This is a genomic window from Bacillus sp. FSL L8-0152 (genome assembly GCF_038006365.1).
Taxonomy (GTDB): Bacteria; Bacillota; Bacilli; order Bacillales; family Bacillaceae_G; genus Bacillus_A; species Bacillus_A cereus.
Genome location: NZ_JBBOVB010000001.1, coordinates 590,001 through 608,403, shown reverse-complemented (window position 1 = coordinate 608,403; position 18,403 = coordinate 590,001). Strand labels below are relative to the sequence as shown.

The following is an 18,403-nucleotide window of genomic DNA, read 5'->3' as shown; positions in this document are numbered from 1 at the left end:
ATAATAAGATAAAACGTTTTTTATTTCTTAAATAATCTCTTTCTAAATACAAACATACTCAGTGCTGAAAGAACTAATGCTATGCCTGAAAGTAATGTTGATGTATTCTCTTGTCCACCTGTTGCTCCTAATGATTTCTTACTTTCTTCTTGCTTATTAACAGCTGGTTTATTTTCTTTCACAACTTGATTATTCACGTTTTGTTCTTGGACTACTGCTGATTGATTTACCGCGTCTTTTGAACCTTCAATTTCTTTTCCTGTTTCTTTTACCTCCGCTTTCGATCCTTCAACTCCTGTTGTTGGCTCGTCCACTTCCTCTTTCGCTTCTTCAACTTCTTTCGTTGGCTCTTTTACTTCCTCTTTCACTTCTTTTACCGGTTCTTTCACTTCTTTTACCGGTTCTTTCACTTCTTTTACCGGTTCTTTTACTTCTTTTACCGGTTCTTTTACTTCTTCTTTCGTTTCTTCAACTTCTTTTGTTGGCTCTTTTACTTCTTCTTTCGTTTCTTCAACTTCTTTTGTTGGCTCTTTTACTTCTTCTTTTACTTCTTCTTTTAGTATTAATTTTTCTACTATATTCTGCATTACAATGCCACTATATAATATGCCAGTCTCATAATGATCTGCATCTAAATCAAATTCATATATTTTTTCTCCTAAAGTACGCCAAATGATTCCCTCATCAGTAAGCGTTCCACCTTCACTCTTTAGTGTAATCTTTTCAATTGGCTCTCCCTCTAAATCATATACAGAAATTTTCACTTCTTTATTTATTTCTGCATCATCCAAAATGACCTTTTGCCTTCTAACATCAATTGTTATCCACTGACCTAATTGTATTAATGGCCTTACATCACGAATCTCATTTTCAGCTAATTTTAAACTAAGTAAGTCTAGCATTGATCCAAGAACCGTTACATCTTTAATACGATTATCTGTAAGATTTAACCACTGTAAATTTTCCAATGAAGATAGTGGTGTTATATCTTCAATTTGATTATGAGATACATTCACATTATTCAATTGTTTCAAGTTTGAGATGAACTCAATATTTTTCAGACCTACTCCTTCTAAAGTGAGTTTTTCTAAGTTCGTCATGTACTCTAAACCTGTTATATTTTTTATCTCATTTCCATTTTCTTTAAGTATCTCTAATTTTTTAATCTGTAATAAATCTTCTTTTGTAATAGGAGCGTTTAAATTCTCTCTACCTAAATTCTCTTTATTAATATGTTGTTGTAAAGTTTTATCGAGAATTACATTTTCCTTTTGTTCATTATCCTCTTTTATTGTTTCCTTGATTTCGTCTAATCTTTCAACAACATTTTGAATTACTGTTCCATTAAACTTAATACGGTTCTCTTCTGGCTTTATATCCAACGTAAATTCGTATGTTTTTTCACCAGTAGTCCCCCATTTAACAGAACCATTATTAACTATCCCATCTTCACTCTTCAATTGAATAGTATCAAGTGGCTCTCCTTGTAAATTATAGATAGGTATTTTAACTTCCTTATCTTTTTCTACATTATCTAAAAAGATTTTTTGTCTTTGAATATCGATATATATTCTTTTTCCTAGCTCTTGAACAGGTCTAACATCACGAATTTCATTTGAACCTAGCTTTAAATCATATAAGTCTGTTAAGTGACTGAGTGGCGTTATATCTGAAATATAGTTTTCTTCTAAATTAAGTGATTGTACAGTAGACAATCTTGATAAAGGTTCGATGTTTTCTAATTCATTTTTAGCAAGATCTAACTCTACTAATTTTTTCATTGATGTAATATGTTCAATATTCGTAAGTCCATTGTTACTTAAAGATAAGTTTTTTACATTTTTCAATTGCCCAATTCCAGCAAGGTTATCATTACTAATTTGATTATTTGCCACAGTCAAAGTCCTTAAAGATTTCACTGTAAATAATGGTTTAATATCTTTTATATAATTACTATTTAAATCTAGCATTTTAATCTTCTTCATTTGACTTAATGGGCTTAAATCTGAGATTTTATTGTTTCTCAAAGTTAAAAACTCAATATGCTCTAACTCAGCCAAAGGTCCAATATCTTCAAGTTCACCATAGGTTATACTTAATGATTTTAATTGTCTCAATTCCGAGATAAATTTTATATTTTTTAACTTAACTTCTTCCAAAGTTAAATTTTCTAAGTTCGTCATATATTCTAGACCGCTTACGTCTTGTATTCCTTTATTTTTAGCTTCAACGACTATTAAAGATTTAACTTTTAATAAATCTTCCTTAGTTATTGGGGTATCTAGATTTTCTCTATTCAAATTATATTTATTAATATGCCTTTGTAGTTGCTTATCTACTATTACATTTCCAATTCCATCTTGTTGATCCACTTTATCCTCTTTATTTTCCTTTTGTTTTTCTGGAACATTGTTCTCTAAATTCAATGTATTTACTTCAAACTGTACTTGGTACTTATTATCATAGGTCATTGTTGGAATATAAATATGCATTCGCATATTATACCTTTTTCCTAATTCCCCTACTTCAAACTGAATCACTTTCGTTCCATTTTTCTTTTTATCTTCTGATATTACTTTCACATCATGAAACACACCTGGAGTATGAATATCCTCTGTTTTCAAGTATTGAAAGAAATCACTATCACTTAATGTTGCTGTTACAATTTTCTTTCCATTCTCAATTGTTAATTTCGGATCCTTTATATAAACAGCTGCCATAGACTCTTCATTCGTTTTATCTTTATACGCTTTAATAACAGCGTCATATGTACCATCTTCTAAACCTTGTCCCGTTTTATTCATCTCAATTGCTACTGCCGCTAAAGCAGGTGTTGAATAAACAGCAAACGGAAGTGATAACGTCGCCACTATAATCATTGCATTTATACGTTTTCTTTTATTTTGTTTCAACTTTACATCTCCTCTGAAATATATAATTCGAAATGTAATCATTTCTCGAATGAATGATAATGATTTTCATTATCATTTTCAACTAAAAAAATAAAAAGTTTACAAAAAAAGAACCTCTTTAAAAGAGGTTATGCCATTTTCTCACCTGATTCTTCTCTAAAAAAGCTTTTCATCGCATGAAATACGTCTGCTTTTTGCTTTAAAATATAGTATCTAAAGTTTTCATCTTTAATATTTTTATAGGCTGACATGAGTGTACTGTGGCGGTTATACTGGTTCACTTCCCCATATCCAAACATATTACATTTCTTCATTAATTCTTCCACAAGCTTTACACATCTAGCATTATCTGATGTTAAATTATCACCATCTGAAAAATGGAATGGATAAATATTATAGCGGTCTGGTGAATATTTATTATCGATTAGCTCGAGTGCTTTTTTGTATACGGAGGAGCAGATTGTTCCACCGCTTTCTCCTTTTGAAAAAAATTCTTCTTCTGTAACGACTTTCGCTTCTGTATGATGAGCAATAAATTCAATATCAACTGTTTCATACTTTGTGCGTAAAAATCTTGTCATCCAGAAAAAGAAACTACGTGCCATATACTTCTCCCACATTCCCATCGATCCACTCGTATCCATCATCGCTAACACAACAGCCTTTGAATCTGGCTTTAATACTTCATTCCAAGTACGGAACTTTAAATCTTCTTGATGAATTGGATGGAAAGATGCTTTACCACGCATCGCATTTCTTTTATATGCGGATATCATCGTTCGTTTCTTATCGATATTTCCCCATAATCCTGTTTTTCTAATGTCATTAAATTCAACATGTTCAATCCGGTTTTCATCTATTTCTTTTCTCTTTAAATTAGGCAGCTCTAACTCTCTGAAAAACGCTTGCTCTAATTCTAAAATAGAGACTTCAGCTTCATAGTAATCTTCCCCAGCTGCATCTCCTGCTCCTTGCCCTTTTCCTGGCCCTTTTTGTTTTTGACCACCTGATCCATCTCTCGCAACGACATCACCAACTTTGCTGTCACCGTTTCCTTGCCCAACATGTTTATTTTTATCATAATTGTATCTAATCTTATATTCATCTAGAGAACGAATTGGTATTTTTACAACATCCTTGCCATTAGACATAACTATACTTTCTTCTGTTACAAGATCGGGTAAATTATTCTTAATTGCCTCTTGTACTTTTTCTTGATGGCGCTGTTGGTCGTCATATCCTTTGCGATGGAGGGACCAGTTTTCCTGTGAAATCGTATAATTTGGTTGATTTTCTTCGCCCATTCCTTTCCCTCCTTACTGTAATTGTCTTCCTGTATGAACAGCAAGCTACAAATTTTGTTCTGTAATGTGCAAGCTAGAATATTTGAAAGGTAACTGCCCATAGAAAATCATCCCATAAACATTTATAACGTTTTTCATACAATACCCCGAGCATCCTAAACAAAATTTTGCCACTCACATAATAGAAAGAAATATTCAGCCACTGATAAGAAAGAAACACAATGCATTGTTGCACACATTTTTACTTTGCAACATATTGTATTGTGTTGGCTTTTTTCGTATGAATGGTTGGTTACTCTATCATATGCATATTGTAAAAATAATTGACAATAAATTCATGAAATTGCATCTTAATTTATTACATTTGGACAAGGTATGACACTTTACACACATATGAACGGATAATAAAACGCTGTCCCGCAAAATACAAGAGACAGCGTTTTGTTATCAAACTATCGGTTTAACAAGCTACCTACATAGCGTAGTAATTCATTTGCTGAAGAAGAATTATAGCCATGCTCATCAATTAAACGTGCAACAACATCATTGATTTTCTTAAGCTGATTTTCGTCCGGTGTTTTCGTTGATGTTGTAATTTTCACTATATCTTTTAAATCAGCAAATAGTTTTTTCTGAATCGCTTCACGAAGACGTTCATGTGAATTATAATCAAAGCGTTTTCCTTTACGGGCATAAGCAGAAATGCGAATTAAAATCTCTTCACGGAATGCTTTCTTAGCATTTTCTGAAATTCCAATTTGCTCTTCAATTGAGCGCATTAGTTTTTCATCTGGACTCATTTCTTCCCCTGTTAACGGATCACGTAATTTCGATTTATTGCAGTACGCCTCGACGTTATCTAAGTAATTATCCATAAGCGTCTTAGCTGATTCTTCATATGAATAAACAAACGCTTTTTGTACTTCTTTCTTCGCGATTTCATCGTATTCTTTTCTCGCTAATGAGATGAAATTCATATAACGTTCACGGTCTTCATTACTAATCGATGGATGCTGATCCAGCCCATCTTTTAAAGATCTAAGTACATCTAACGCGTTAATAGATGGTACCTCTTTTCGAATGATTGTAGACGAAATTCGGTTAATGACATAACGAGGATCAATACCCTTCATACCTTCATCTTGATATTCGCGTTGTAATTCTTCTACATCAATCGCATTATAACCTTCTACCGTTTCTCCATCATACAAACGCATCTTTTTAATTAAATCAATATCCGGACGCTTCGGATCTTTTAAACGAGTTAAAATAGTGAACATTGCTGCAACGCGAAGTGTATGTGGTGCAATGTGAACATTCGACACATCACTTTCACGAATCATTTTTTCATAAATATGTTCTTCTTCACTTACTCGTAAATTATAAGGAACTGGCATTACAATAATTCTTGAGTGTAATGCTTCATTTTTCTTATTTGCTATAAATGAGCGATACTCTGTTTCATTCGTATGCGCTACAATTAATTCATCTGCTGAAATAAGCGCAAATCTTCCCGCTTTGAAATTCCCTTCTTGCGTAAGCGATAATAAGTGCCATAAAAACTTCTCATCGCATTTTAACATCTCTTGGAACTCCATCATTCCTCGGTTTGCCTTATTTAATTCTCCATCAAATCGATACGCACGGGGATCTGATTCTGAACCATATTCTGCAATCGTAGAAAAGTCCAGACTACCTGTTAAATCTGCAATATCCTGTGATTTTGGATCAGACGGGCTAAATGTACCAATCCCTGTACGGCGATCTTCAGAGAAGAAAATACGCTCTACAACTACATCCTCAATTCTTGATCCGTATTCTTGCTCTAAACGCATGACATTTAGTGGTGATAAATTCCCTTCAATTCTAACTCCATACTCATCAAAGAAATCATCTCGTAAATGATGTGGAATTAAATGCAGTGGATCCTCATGCATTGGGCATCCTTTAATTGCAAAAATTGCTCCGCGATCTGTTCTTGAATATGTTTCTAATCCTCGTTTCAACATCGTAACTAACGTTGATTTCCCTCCACTAACAGGACCCATTAATAATAAAATTCTTTTTCTAACATCTAATCGTTTTGCAGATGGATGAAAATATTCCTCTACAAGACGTTCTAGAGCATCCTCTAATCCAAAGAGCTGATTACTAAAGAAGTTATACTTTCTTCTACCATCAACTTCTTCAATTCCGGCATCTTTTATCATATTGTAAATGCGAGAGTGTGCTGTTTGAGCCACCCATGGTCTTTCTTTCACAAGCTCCAAATACTCCGCAAACGTACCTTCCCATTGTAAACGTTCTTCTGCTGCTCGATGCTGTTCAATCTTTTTTAGAATATCCATTATAGCTCCTCCCCCATCTCCTTGTTCAATCGGATTATTATAAAAGGTATGCTAGGATGTCCTTAAACATTCTTTAAATCAAAACGAAATATATAATAGCACGCTAAAATTCTCTCCAAAATTCAAAGAAAATTCTGTATAATATAGGTATTAACGTTTTTACACTGCTATTCATTATAAATAAATTCTTTTCTTCTAAGAACCTTACATACATTTTGGGTAATAAATAAAACTCGTGAACCGAAAAAAGTAAGGAGGATATTAGTATGAAATTATTATTAATTTTAGGTGTATCACTCACATTTCTTACAGCTATTTTTACATCCGGTTACAATGACAAACCAGGTACACATAAAAAATGATGTGCTTTTAGCACATCATTTTTTATGCATTATTTATAATACATATTTTCCATATCATATTTGGATAGTGGTCGGCTATAATAATAACCTTGTACAAGCTTCACATTCTTTTCTTTCAAAAACTGTATTTGCTCCTTTTTTTCTACTCCCTCTGCAATTACATTCAATTCTAAAGTATGAGCTAAATGAATAATTGCAGCTGTAATATTCGTATCACGTTCATCTATATGTATACCTTCCATAAAAGAACGATCAATTTTTAAAGTATCAATTGGATATGTTTTTAAGTAACTTAAAGATGAATAGCCTGTTCCAAAATCATCTAAATGAATCTTTAAATTTTGTTCTTTTAATTGTAGTAACACTCTCTTCGATATATCTTTATGTATAAGAGCTCCTTCTGTAACCTCTATCGCTAATAAATGAGCTGGTACATTGTACTTATTTAAAGCCCGTGTAATCATCTCTATTAATGTAATAGAGCGAAAGTGTCTAGCTGAAATATTAACTGCGATTGGGACCACTTCATATCCTTTATTTAACCATTCGCGCAGTTGCTGACACACTTGATTTACTACCCATTCATCGAGCTTAATAATAAATCCTGTTCTTTCTGCCAACGGAATAAATTGGTTTGGAGAAACAAATCCTAATTCCTTATTCTCCCACCTTATTAAAGCTTCCATACTAGCTATTTTTTTCGTCTCAATATTAACTTGTGGCTGATAATATAAGAAAAATTCATTTTTTTCTATAGCACGATGTAACTGGTTTTCTATTATAAACCTTTGTTCACGCTCACAGTCTAATCCACTACAATAAAAATGATAATGTCCTTTTCCTTTTTCTTTTGCTTTTTCTAAAGCAGCATCGACCCTCTGAAATAGTATTTTTTCATCTTCTCCATCTGCTGGAGCCATTACAATTCCAATTGACGCACTTAAATATACATCTTCTTCTTCGATTACAAAATATTCACTAATATTTTTCAGTATGCTTTTTGCAACTTCCTCTACACATTCTTTCGTTATATTTTCTATTAACATAACAAATTGATCATCGTGTTCTCTAAATAAGTGCATACCTTCTATTTTTAGATTGCTTAAACATTCTGTAACTTTTTGTAATACTTTATCTCCCTCTTTATGACCAAATGTATCATTAATACGATGAAACTCATCTAAATCTATAAATACAAGCGCAAAATTTATACTCTCATTTAAAAAAGTATTTAACTTATTTGCACATGAAATTCTATTCATTAATCCCGTTAACTGGTCATAGTAAGCTAAATATTCTGTTCGCATTTCGTTTAATACTTGCCTTGTAACATCTCTCGTAACAATATACACTCCAACAATTTCACCGTTCACAATAATCGGGATAGTTCTCAAAGAAATATATAGCTCGTACCCTTCTTTATGAACATATTTCTTTGAAACAATTTGTTTTGCTTTTCCTTGCATCGATCCCTTAAATATAATTTGAAAATCTTTTTCATATTCTTTATTAATAAATTCAAAAATAAGTTTATTATTTAATTCCTCATACCGGTATCCAAATATTTCATACGTTGCCGGATTTGCATATGTAACTCTCCCTATAGAATCTATAGATATAATTGAGTCATTATTATATTCCAGTAACGACTTAAATAACATTTGTTTTTCCTCTATCTCTGTCTTCTCCTCAATTTGAGCTGTAATATCTCTTGTAATACAAATAACAAATTGACATATTCCTTCTTCATCGCAGACAGGATTAAGTGAAGATTCATAATGTATCTCACCTTTTGGTAATTTGACTACATCACAAAAAGTGTGTGCTTTCGCTTCTCTCACTACTTTTTCATATTGCCTTTGCAATATCCCCGCTATATCTTTCGGTAATACTTCTGCAAAAGTTTTTCCATAGCACTCTTCGCTTAACCTAGCATAATCCATTCCTATTTTATTCACATACATATATTTAAACGTTTCATCATCAATAACTTTCAATATAAATACTAAATCTTGAATAGCATGTAATAACCCTTGTCTAATTAAATCCATATCTATCATACTTAAAAAGGTATTTTGATTACTATATTCTTCCTTCATATTTATCTCAACCCGTCTTATCTATTTTTAATCATATATCCCATTCTATATGATTATGTCCTCTCTTTTAAACGTATGATCACATATTATTTTTATTTTATAAAAAAAAGTCGCCATATGGCGACTTTTAATAAACGATTTCTAAATCTAATCCAGGATAATTTTGTTGACGGAATGCTTCATAAATTAAAATTGCTGCTGTATTAGATAAATTTAATGAACGTACTTTATCTGTCATTGGAATACGTAAACAATGATCAAAGTTTTCTTCGATTACATTAGCTGGTAAGCCGTTTGTTTCTCTTCCAAATACAAAATAGTAATCCTTCTCGCGCTTGCTATAGTCAAACGCTGTATGAGCTTTCTCGCCATACTTCGTTAAATAGAAGAATTCACCATCTTTATTTTTTTCATAAAATTCTTCAATTGAATCATAATACGTAATTTTCACGTGCTGCCAATAATCTAATCCGGCACGCTTTAACATTTTATCATCCGTTGAAAATCCAAGCGGTCTAATCAAATGTAATTCTGTTCCAGTTGCTGCACAAGTACGAGCAATATTTCCTGTATTTGCTGGAATTTCTGGCTGATATAAAACAACATGTACTCCCACGCGATATTCACCTCTGTTTTTTGTCTACTACGTATTATACCACTTGAGCGAAAAATCTCTACCCATTAATAATATGAAAGAATTTATATTTCATTTGTGGTGTATATTTACTAGAGTCTTCATAGTTCCAATAACGTCGACGACTATTCGCTGAATGTGCATTTACAAGCGGCATACCATCTGCATCTTTTGCTACTACAATCGTCGTATGATTCCATCTTCCGTCATCCTCGAAATCATAAGCAATTACATCTCCAAGAATAAGTTCTTCTGGCCTCTCTACCGCCTCTGCTCGAAGTCCTGTTGTAGCACCTGACAAATACCAATAAAAAGAATGTGCAACAGCCCAGCTCCAACTCCACTGATTCTCCCTTTGCCACCATCCTTTACGAATATTAGGATATCCGTTCATAGGTACTTCTCCAGTATGAAGACATTGAGAAATGAAATTCGTACAATTATCAGGGAAATTACGATACATAGGATTTCGGTCATCCCACCAACGCTCTGCATATTTCACTGCCTCTAAACGATTATACTGATAAGAACCGTACTTCTCTTTCGTAATTTCCCTTTCTAATGTCTCACCCATTCTAATTTCTTCTGACACTTCAATATCATAATCGCCTATAATCCGACTATTATTTAAACAAACTCTTCGTTTTAATTGTTCCTCTTCAATATAAAATAATTCTTTATGCTTAATTAAATATTTAAAATGTATTTGATAATCAATTTCTTGATGGTCATTACTATTTAATTGTCTAATGAAAGAAACATCCGCAATTGCTTTCACTATATGTGCACTACGCCTTTGAAACAATTGTTTCTTTCTCTGTGCCATTTGTAGTAAATCCTCAGCAATACCATCCACGTCTGTTCGTTTCTCTGTGATATATGCTAAAAACTGTTGTACTTGCTTTTCAATATTCATTTTTACAGCCATTTCGTTTCCCTCCCATATTACAATATGAAAAAGGGAAATATTATCTACTCTTTTTTCTGTGCTAACAATTCAAGCCCGCGATTCATTTCATGAAGTACTTCTTCATCTTTCTCACGTTCCATCGCTTTCTCAATCGCTTCGCCTACTCCATCTCCCCCAATTTTCCCAAGTGCCCATGCTGCCGTTCCGCGCAATACCGGTCTTGGGTCATCTTTCATAACACCAATTAAATCAGGAATTGCCGATGCTTCTTTAAAATGTGCTAATGCTAAAATCGCATTTCTTTGCAGTGGCTTTTTCCCTCTCCATGACCCTGACATAATCCCATATTTCTCTTTAAAATCACGATTACTAATTGTTAAAAGTGGCGTTAATAATGGTTTAACTAGCTCAGGATCCGGCTCCATCTCAGGATGATTATGAAAATCCATTCCTTTATTTTTCGGGCAAACAGTCTGACACGTATCACATCCATATATACGATTTCCTATTTTATCGCGATATTCTTCAGGTAGGAATCCTTTCGTCTGTGTTAAAAATGCAATACACTTCTTCGAATCTAACTGTCCCCCCTGTATTAAAGCACCTGTAGGACAAATATCGATACATTTCGTACAGCCCCCGCATTGATCTTCTATCGGCTTATCTGGCGGGAATGGAACATTTGTAATGATTTCCCCTAAGTATACGTACGAACCGAATTCAGGTGTAATAATAGCACAGTTTTTCCCACTCCAGCCAATGCCTGCACGCTCTGATACAGCTCGATCACTTAATTCACCTGTATCAACCATGGACTTCACTTCTATATCTGGAAGTTTTTCAATTAAATATGCTTCTAATTTTTGCAAACGATCTCGTAAAACAAGATGATAATCTTGTCCCCAAGAAGCACGGCAAAAAATTCCACGGCGTTCTCCACGCTTACTTAATGGTGCATTTTTTAATTTTGAAGGATATGCTAAAGCAATCGCAATAATTGATTTAGCACCCGGTAATAAAAGTTGCGGATTCGTTCTCTTCTCTATATCAGGCTCTTCAAATCCAGATTGATAATTTAATTGTTGTTGCTGGATTAAGCGCTGCTTTAATTCCTCAAAAGGAGAAGCACTCGCAAAGCCTATTTTATCTATGCCAATTGTTTTACTATACGCAATTACATCTTGCTTTAATTGTTCAAAATCCACTCTTAATCGCCTCCTCAGATGAATCCATCATCCCTTATGTAACGACTTTATTGGTTAGTAATTCACTTTTGGAATACTATTATTTACTTCTATTTTCGCATGTAATTATATTTTTCAAACATTAAAAAACGCAATGCCTCGTTTATCTCGGAAACGAAACACTGCGTTGATCACAATTTATAGAAAAACATTTAATAAAATTTGGAGCGGGTGAAGAGAATCGAACTCTCGACCAGAGCTTGGAAGGCTCTTGTTTTACCACTAAACTACACCCGCAAATATGAATTACATATAAGATATTAGAATAACTTATGTAAAGTAGTATAGCATGTTAAAAAAATAGAGGCAAGAATTTTATCGAAAAAAGTCGAAAAAGTGATGAGAGACCTCATCACTTTTTCAATTCTTTATCAATGGCCTTCTTCATACTATCGAAATCAGGGTTTGCAAGATTTCCGTTTACATATACTGAAGGAGCACCTTGAACTTTTAATTTTTGAGCACGATCTGAATCTTTACGTACTTTTTCTGTAATTTCTTTACTGTGTAAATCTTTCTTAAATTGCTCTACATCAACTTTTGGAAGTTTCTCTTTCACAATGCTAAGAAGCAAATCTTCTGTAATCCATTCTTCCGTATCTTTCTTTTGATTTTGATAAATCTCATCATAGAAAATCCAGAATGAATCTTTATCTTGTTTATAAATTGCTTCACCAGCTGCTGCACCTAAATCCGAGTCTTTTCCGATAAATGGGAAGTTAATAAAATATAACTGCACTTTGCCTTTATCAATATACTCTTCTTTTAATCGAGGTAATACTGTTACATCCCAAGTACGACAAGCAGGACATTTAAAGTCTCCAAATTCAACTACCTTAACTGGAGCATCATCTTTCCCTAAAGATTGTTGCGTGGAATAAGCAAACATCTCATTCCCTTTATCTTTTTTGTCATTTATGATGCTATACGCAATTGTTCCAATTACAATCAATACTGCGATAGAAAAAACTATACCAAGAGCCATGAGTTTATTTGATTTCATATACATTCCTCTTTAAATTCATATTCTGTATACAGCATTGTACACAATACACATAATATCAACACTTATATACGTCACGCAATGAACACGCTCACATAAATTACAAAAACACAATAATTGTGACGATATTGTGTCACAATTTGTCACAATTTATTCAAAAAAAGAAGCTCCTCTGTAGGAACTTCTCTTAACTTACTGCTTTTTTACGCGCACTATTTAACATCGACTGCTCTATTTTTATATCATGACGAATTACTAATTTCTCACTAACTGCTTGAACATACTCATCATGGCTTATATAGCCTTCTTTCTCCATTAGTCTCAACACAACATTTCGTCTCTCTACTGCTTTATCATAATTTTGGGCAGGTGAGTAATAAGCAGGTGCTTTTACTACAGCAGCCATCATTGCACTTTCCGCCAACGTTAATTGGTTCACCTTTTTACCGAAGTAAAGGTTTGCTGCTTTTTCAATTCCCCATGCTCCTTCACCATAATAAATGTTACTTACATATAATTTTAAAATTTCATCCTTCGTAAATGTGCGTTCAATTTTTTTCGTATAAAAAATCTCTTTCCACTTACGAGAAAATGTACGCTCATTAGTTAAAAAAGCATTTTTAGATAGCTGCTGTGTAATCGTGCTTCCTCCTTGCACGACACCACCAGCCTTTATATTCTCAACAGAGGCCCTAATAATTGCTATATAATCTAAACCGTTATGATGATAAAATCTTTTATCTTCTGTCGCAATAAATGCATGTGTTAATGATTCTGGCACCTCTAAATTAGCCGGTACATGTAATTTACTAATGTCACTTTTCTCAATCATTACATTTCCAATGAATAATAACGTACAACTTAACAATAATAATAATATAATGGCTTTATAAAAAAGTTTAGTCATTGGATTTAATGCAACTTTTTGATGATAGTTCACCCTAGATAATACTCGTTCTTTCATCTTGAACACCTCTTTTCCACACAGCATATAACTCTTACTTTAAGAATACATTGTTGTAAAAAAATATCCCATCGATTTCTCTTACACGTACCTTACATCATTGTAAGGTATAAAGTGAAACTTTAATCAGCCCTCACCAATCACGTTCCCGGCAAATAGCGGGGTAAAAAAGTATTGTATCACAGACCTTTTTTATCTACTATTCATCTGAAATATTGAATATAGATTATATTCAATCACGAATAACCAATAACAGAGTAAGCCTTAAGGCTATTATATTTTCACTTTATACTTTAATTATATCATCTACAAATATATGTACTTTTGAGTATCTAGTAATCTTAATGTATATAACATATACATTATACAGAACAAACGTTCTATAAATCAATACTAACACTATTATTATTTTGACCTTTTTCTTAAACAGTATACAAAAAAGAGTATTGATTTGAATGTATCTCAAATCAGCTACTCTTTTCTTTACAATCTTCCTATTAAATTATATGGCTGTACTTCCCACGTTTCATACGGAATACAATGTGTTGCTCTCATTGCATCAAGCGTTCTGGATTTCATATGAGGACGAGTTATATACTCATCTATGTTCTCTTCATTTAAATCAACAAATTTAGCCTCTTGTATTTCTTCAGGTTGAATTTTTATTTCGCCACTCACATATGCTACTTTAAAAACAACAGCTAGAATGTGCATAGAGGCATTATAATAAACCCCGGTAATTCCGATAGGCTTCACCGTTAACCCTGTTTCCTCTTTTATTTCCCTACAGACAGCTTGATCGAGTGCTTCTCCTTCTTCTACCTGTCCTCCTGGCATTTCCCACGTATCAGCTCGCCAGTGTACCTTTGTTAATAACACTTCATTTTTCTCATTTGTTAAATAACCTGCTACGGCAACTATATGCTTTGGTGTCTTATGTTCCATACTAAGCCTCCTAGAAATAATGGTTATTTCATATATCCCTATAAGCATATTCCCTATCTATACCAAAATACCTTTAATAATTCATCACCTTAATTAACTTCATAAAAAAAGCCCCTATTCGTTAAACGAAAAGGAGCTTTCATCGTATTACTCTCCTAAGTCTACGTTGTGGTAAACTTGTTGTACATCTTCTAAATCTTCTAATGCATCAACCATTTTCTCAAATTGTACTTGAGCATCTTCAGGAAGTGTAACATCACTTTGTGCAAGCATTGTTAATTCTGCAACTGTAAATTCTTCAACACCAGCACCTTTAAGTGCAGATTGTACTGAATGGAATTGATCTGGTTCAGCATACACGATAACAGCATCTTCTTCTTCTAGAATGTCACGTGCATCTACATCTGCTTCCATTAAAATTTCAAGAACTTCATCTGATGTTTTACCTTCAAGGCCGATAACAGCTGTCGCATCAAACATGTAAGCTACAGAACCGTTTACACCCATGTTACCACTGTTTTTGCTAAATGCAGCTCGTACATCTGCTGCAGTACGGTTTACGTTATTTGTAAGTGTATCTACAATAACCATGGCTCCATTTGGTCCAAATCCTTCATAACGAAGCTCGTCATAATTTTCCTCTGAACCGCCTTTTGCTTTTTCAACTGCACGATCAATAATTGTTCTTGGTACATTGTATGTTTTCGCACGTTCTAATACGACTCTAAGCGCTTGGTTTGATTCTGGATCTGGCTCGCCTTGTTTTGCCGCCACATAAATTTCACGTCCAAATTTCGCGTATATACGGCTTGTATTTGCATCTTTTGATGCTTTTTTGTCTTTAATATTGTTCCATTTACGGCCCATACTTTCCACTCTCTTTCTCGTTTTAAATCTACATAAAAATATTAATATGAAATATAATGTGTGTTCAACACATTTTTAAAAGAAATATAAAAAGTTCATTTTTGATTCATATTACAGACATAATATAAATCACTATCATTTTGTTCTTTCGACAAGTTATATTATACATGAATTCCTAAGTTTATTACGAATTTTAGCATCACATAATATAATTTAACAAAAAAGACTCTAACATTTCTATTAGAGTCTTTTTATATTGCTGATACCAATTTCCATAATATTCCTATAATTACTTTCTATTGTTGTATAATAAAAACAGGGAAAAATTTGAAGAAAAGATAGAGGGAGAATTATGACACATTCAAATGAGAAAAAATTACATGCTTTTAAAGGAATAGGAGAGAAGTTAAACCCAACTATCTATCAAGTAAGATTCATGAAATAAGATGAACCAATCCAATTTGAGGCGTTTCCTGAATTGAAGGAATTAGGGGACTGGTTAAGTACTTCAACGCAAATGTGGGCGTGCCACTCAACAATGTATAAGTACAACAGAGAAGAGTTTAAAAAGAAGTTTTTAGAAATTACAAACTTAACCGTTGATAATGTACTAATATCTACTGGTGGTGTCGGATTTAACTTCATGTCACCAGGGTGGAGAAATTCTCTCTAAATACCGCAATTAAAAGGATAAAATTGAATGTTTGTTTTTATCCTTTTAATGTTTCGCAGTTTACTCACCGTACACTTTTTGTGCTTATTTTGTCATGTAATGAAAAGTAAACAAAAAAACTCTATACTAATTGTATAGAGTTTTTTACGACGTTCATGATACCGATGGTCGGGGTCGAACCGACACTCCCGAAGGAACACGATTTTGAGTCGTGCGCGTCTGCCAATTCCGCCACATCGGCACAAAAGAAAAGGCGGCAACCGGATTTGAACCGGTGATAAAGGTTTTGCAGACCTCTGCCTTACCACTTGGCTATGCCGCCATATTAAATTTTATTGGAGCGGAAGACGGGATTCGAACCCGCGACCCCAACCTTGGCAAGGTTGTATTCTACCACTGAACTACTTCCGCAAAAATGGCTGGGCTAGCTGGATTCGAACCAGCGCATGACGGAGTCAAAGTCCGTTGCCTTACCGCTTGGCTATAGCCCATCGAATTCTTACTTAATTATATGTAAGTATCAATTAAATTATTTGTAATTTTTAAAATAAAAATGGGGCGACTGATGGGAATCGAACCCACGAATGCCGGAGCCACAATCCGGTGCGTTAACCACTTCGCCACAACCGCCATGTTGTGTAAATATATTTGGCAGGGGCAGTAGGAATCGAACCCACACTGGAGGTTTTGGAGACCTCAGTTCTACCTTTAAACTATGCCCCTATGTAAATGGTGGAGGGGGGCAGATTCGAACTGCCGAACCCGAAGGAGCGGATTTACAGTCCGCCGCGTTTAGCCACTTCGCTACCCCTCCGAAACTTACATGGTGCCGGCTAGAGGACTTGAACCCCCAACCTACTGATTACAAGTCAGTTGCTCTACCAATTGAGCTAAGCCGGCGTATTTTATTGAAATAAATGGTGGCTCGGGACGGAATCGAACCGCCGACACGAGGATTTTCAGTCCTCTGCTCTACCGACTGAGCTACCGAGCCTTATTAAAATGGCGGTCCCGACCGGGGTCGAACCGGCGATCTCCTGCGTGACAGGCAGGCATGTTAACCACTACACCACGGGACCATTTGGTTGCGGGGACAGGATTTGAACCTGCGACCTTCGGGTTATGAGCCCGACGAGCTACCGTGCTGCTCCACCCCGCGATAATACTATTCATATAAAATTTATATGGTGGAGGATGACGGGATCGAACCGCCGACCCCCTGCTTGTAAGGCAGGTGCTCTCCCAGCTGAGCTAATCCTCCAAAGTGGTGACCCGTACGGGATTCGAACCCGTGTTACCGCCGTGAAAGGGCGGTGTCTTAACCACTTGACCAACGGGCCAAATATTATAAATCCTATGGCGGAGAGCAAGGGATTCGAACCCTTGATACGCTTGTGACGTATACACGATTTCCAATCGTGCTCCTTCGGCCAACTCGGACAGCTCTCCAATGGCTCCGCAGGTAGGAATCGAACCTACGACCGATCGGTTAACAGCCGATAGCTCTACCGCTGAGCTACTGCGGAATAATATTGCCTGGCAACGTCCTACTCTCACAGGGACAAGGTCCCAACTACCATCGGCGCTAGAGAGCTTAACTTCCGTGTTCGGTATGGGAACGGGTGTGACCTCTCTGCCATCATTACCAGACATTATTCTTTTGAGACAATCATTATTATAACTTATTTACTTTAAAAGTCAACAAGTTTTTTATATTCTCTCAAGACTAGATAACATTTGCTACATATTATATGGTTAAGTCCTCGATCTATTAGTATTCGTCAGCTCCACATGTCACCATGCTTCCACCTCGAACCTATCAACCTGATCATCTTTCAGGGATCTTACTAGCTTACGCTATGGGAAATCTCATCTTGAGGGGGGCTTCATGCTTAGATGCTTTCAGCACTTATCCCTTCCGCACATAGCTACCCAGCTATGCCCTTGGCAGAACAACTGGTACACCAGCGGTGCGTCCATCCCGGTCCTCTCGTACTAAGGACAGCTCCTCTCAAATTTCCTACGCCCACGACGGATAGGGACCGAACTGTCTCACGACGTTCTGAACCCAGCTCGCGTACCGCTTTAATGGGCGAACAGCCCAACCCTTGGGACCGACTACAGCCCCAGGATGCGAT

At 34.9% G+C, this 18,403-nt stretch carries 11 protein-coding genes, 16 tRNA genes, 2 rRNA genes and 1 pseudogene (1 of these 30 running past the window's edge); 1 reads left to right on the top strand and 29 read right to left on the bottom strand.

What is annotated here, in order from left to right; genetic code table 11:
* Positions 1-20 precede the first annotated feature (20 nt).
* The 12 genes from MHH27_RS03205 to MHH27_RS03150 all read right to left on the bottom strand — a co-directional run bounded on the left by MHH27_RS03205 (position 21) and on the right by MHH27_RS03150 (position 15,592).
* Complete coding sequence (locus MHH27_RS03205) at positions 21-2,912, bottom strand: NEAT domain-containing protein (RefSeq protein WP_340941617.1); 2,892 nt, start codon at positions 2,910-2,912, stop codon at positions 21-23.
* A 128-nt stretch (positions 2,913-3,040) separates the two neighbouring features.
* The gene (gene yhbH / locus MHH27_RS03200; RefSeq protein WP_000503516.1) at positions 3,041-4,216 is read right to left on the bottom strand and encodes a sporulation protein YhbH; all 1,176 of its coding nucleotides are present in this window, start codon (positions 4,214-4,216) and stop codon (positions 3,041-3,043) included.
* Between the two features lie 452 nt (positions 4,217-4,668).
* The gene (locus tag MHH27_RS03195; protein ID WP_000353273.1) at positions 4,669-6,564 is read right to left on the bottom strand and encodes a PrkA family serine protein kinase; all 1,896 of its coding nucleotides are present in this window, start codon (positions 6,562-6,564) and stop codon (positions 4,669-4,671) included.
* A gap of 391 nt (positions 6,565-6,955) precedes the next feature.
* Positions 6,956-9,025, bottom strand: a complete 2,070-nt coding sequence (locus tag MHH27_RS03190; RefSeq protein ID WP_098235162.1) for a sensor domain-containing protein — start codon at positions 9,023-9,025, stop codon at positions 6,956-6,958.
* A gap of 127 nt (positions 9,026-9,152) precedes the next feature.
* Positions 9,153-9,641 (bottom strand): tRNA (uridine(34)/cytosine(34)/5-carboxymethylaminomethyluridine(34)-2'-O)-methyltransferase TrmL, encoded by a 489-nt coding sequence (trmL, locus tag MHH27_RS03185; protein ID WP_000538147.1) that lies wholly within the window; start codon positions 9,639-9,641, stop codon positions 9,153-9,155.
* A 58-nt stretch (positions 9,642-9,699) separates the two neighbouring features.
* On the bottom strand, positions 9,700-10,587 hold the full coding sequence (locus MHH27_RS03180; RefSeq protein WP_000279322.1) for an amidase domain-containing protein: 888 nt from the start codon (positions 10,585-10,587) through the stop codon (positions 9,700-9,702).
* A gap of 44 nt (positions 10,588-10,631) precedes the next feature.
* A complete protein-coding gene (gene queG, locus MHH27_RS03175) occupies positions 10,632-11,774 on the bottom strand; it encodes a tRNA epoxyqueuosine(34) reductase QueG (protein ID WP_098235163.1) in 1,143 nt (380 codons plus the stop codon).
* 202 nt (positions 11,775-11,976) lie between these two features.
* A tRNA-Gly gene (locus tag MHH27_RS03170) sits at positions 11,977-12,050 on the bottom strand.
* Between the two features lie 115 nt (positions 12,051-12,165).
* A complete protein-coding gene (locus tag MHH27_RS03165) occupies positions 12,166-12,816 on the bottom strand; it encodes a DsbA family protein (protein ID WP_000841308.1) in 651 nt (216 codons plus the stop codon).
* Positions 12,817-13,003: 187 nt separating this feature from the next.
* Complete coding sequence (locus MHH27_RS03160) at positions 13,004-13,780, bottom strand: transglycosylase domain-containing protein (protein WP_000664716.1); 777 nt, start codon at positions 13,778-13,780, stop codon at positions 13,004-13,006.
* A gap of 483 nt (positions 13,781-14,263) precedes the next feature.
* Positions 14,264-14,725, bottom strand: coding sequence for an NUDIX hydrolase (locus tag MHH27_RS03155; RefSeq protein WP_000400463.1), 462 nt, complete (start codon positions 14,723-14,725; stop codon positions 14,264-14,266).
* Positions 14,726-14,872: 147 nt separating this feature from the next.
* A complete protein-coding gene (locus MHH27_RS03150; RefSeq protein ID WP_000532949.1) occupies positions 14,873-15,592 on the bottom strand; it encodes a YebC/PmpR family DNA-binding transcriptional regulator in 720 nt (239 codons plus the stop codon).
* 352 nt (positions 15,593-15,944) lie between these two features.
* On the opposite strand from MHH27_RS03150, the pseudogene MHH27_RS03145 reads away from it, so the two are divergent.
* Positions 15,945-16,265 (top strand): annotated as a pseudogene (locus MHH27_RS03145) (DUF3884 family protein).
* A gap of 159 nt (positions 16,266-16,424) precedes the next feature.
* Here the strand turns inward: MHH27_RS03145 and MHH27_RS03140 are convergent.
* The 17 genes from MHH27_RS03140 to MHH27_RS03060 form a co-directional block, all read right to left on the bottom strand.
* A tRNA-Leu gene (locus tag MHH27_RS03140) sits at positions 16,425-16,506 on the bottom strand.
* A gap of 10 nt (positions 16,507-16,516) precedes the next feature.
* A tRNA-Cys gene (locus MHH27_RS03135) sits at positions 16,517-16,587 on the bottom strand.
* 14 nt (positions 16,588-16,601) lie between these two features.
* Positions 16,602-16,676, bottom strand: a tRNA-Gly gene (locus MHH27_RS03130).
* 5 nt (positions 16,677-16,681) lie between these two features.
* Positions 16,682-16,756 (bottom strand) — tRNA-Gln (locus MHH27_RS03125).
* Between the two features lie 63 nt (positions 16,757-16,819).
* Positions 16,820-16,895, bottom strand: a tRNA-His gene (locus MHH27_RS03120).
* A 19-nt stretch (positions 16,896-16,914) separates the two neighbouring features.
* Positions 16,915-16,988, bottom strand: a tRNA-Trp gene (locus MHH27_RS03115).
* A gap of 7 nt (positions 16,989-16,995) precedes the next feature.
* Positions 16,996-17,079 (bottom strand) — tRNA-Tyr (locus MHH27_RS03110).
* 10 nt (positions 17,080-17,089) lie between these two features.
* Positions 17,090-17,165, bottom strand: a tRNA-Thr gene (locus MHH27_RS03105).
* A gap of 18 nt (positions 17,166-17,183) precedes the next feature.
* Positions 17,184-17,259 (bottom strand) — tRNA-Phe (locus MHH27_RS03100).
* A gap of 9 nt (positions 17,260-17,268) precedes the next feature.
* A tRNA-Asp gene (locus tag MHH27_RS03095) sits at positions 17,269-17,344 on the bottom strand.
* 3 nt (positions 17,345-17,347) lie between these two features.
* Positions 17,348-17,424, bottom strand: a tRNA-Met gene (locus tag MHH27_RS03090).
* A gap of 26 nt (positions 17,425-17,450) precedes the next feature.
* A tRNA-Val gene (locus MHH27_RS03085) sits at positions 17,451-17,526 on the bottom strand.
* A 4-nt stretch (positions 17,527-17,530) separates the two neighbouring features.
* Positions 17,531-17,605 (bottom strand) — tRNA-Glu (locus MHH27_RS03080).
* A gap of 17 nt (positions 17,606-17,622) precedes the next feature.
* Positions 17,623-17,714 (bottom strand) — tRNA-Ser (locus tag MHH27_RS03075).
* Between the two features lie 2 nt (positions 17,715-17,716).
* Positions 17,717-17,791 (bottom strand) — tRNA-Asn (locus MHH27_RS03070).
* 8 nt (positions 17,792-17,799) lie between these two features.
* A 5S ribosomal RNA gene (rrf, locus tag MHH27_RS03065) occupies positions 17,800-17,915 on the bottom strand.
* 101 nt (positions 17,916-18,016) lie between these two features.
* Positions 18,017-18,403: ribosomal RNA gene (locus tag MHH27_RS03060) — 23S ribosomal RNA — on the bottom strand; it runs 2,535 nt beyond the window's last position.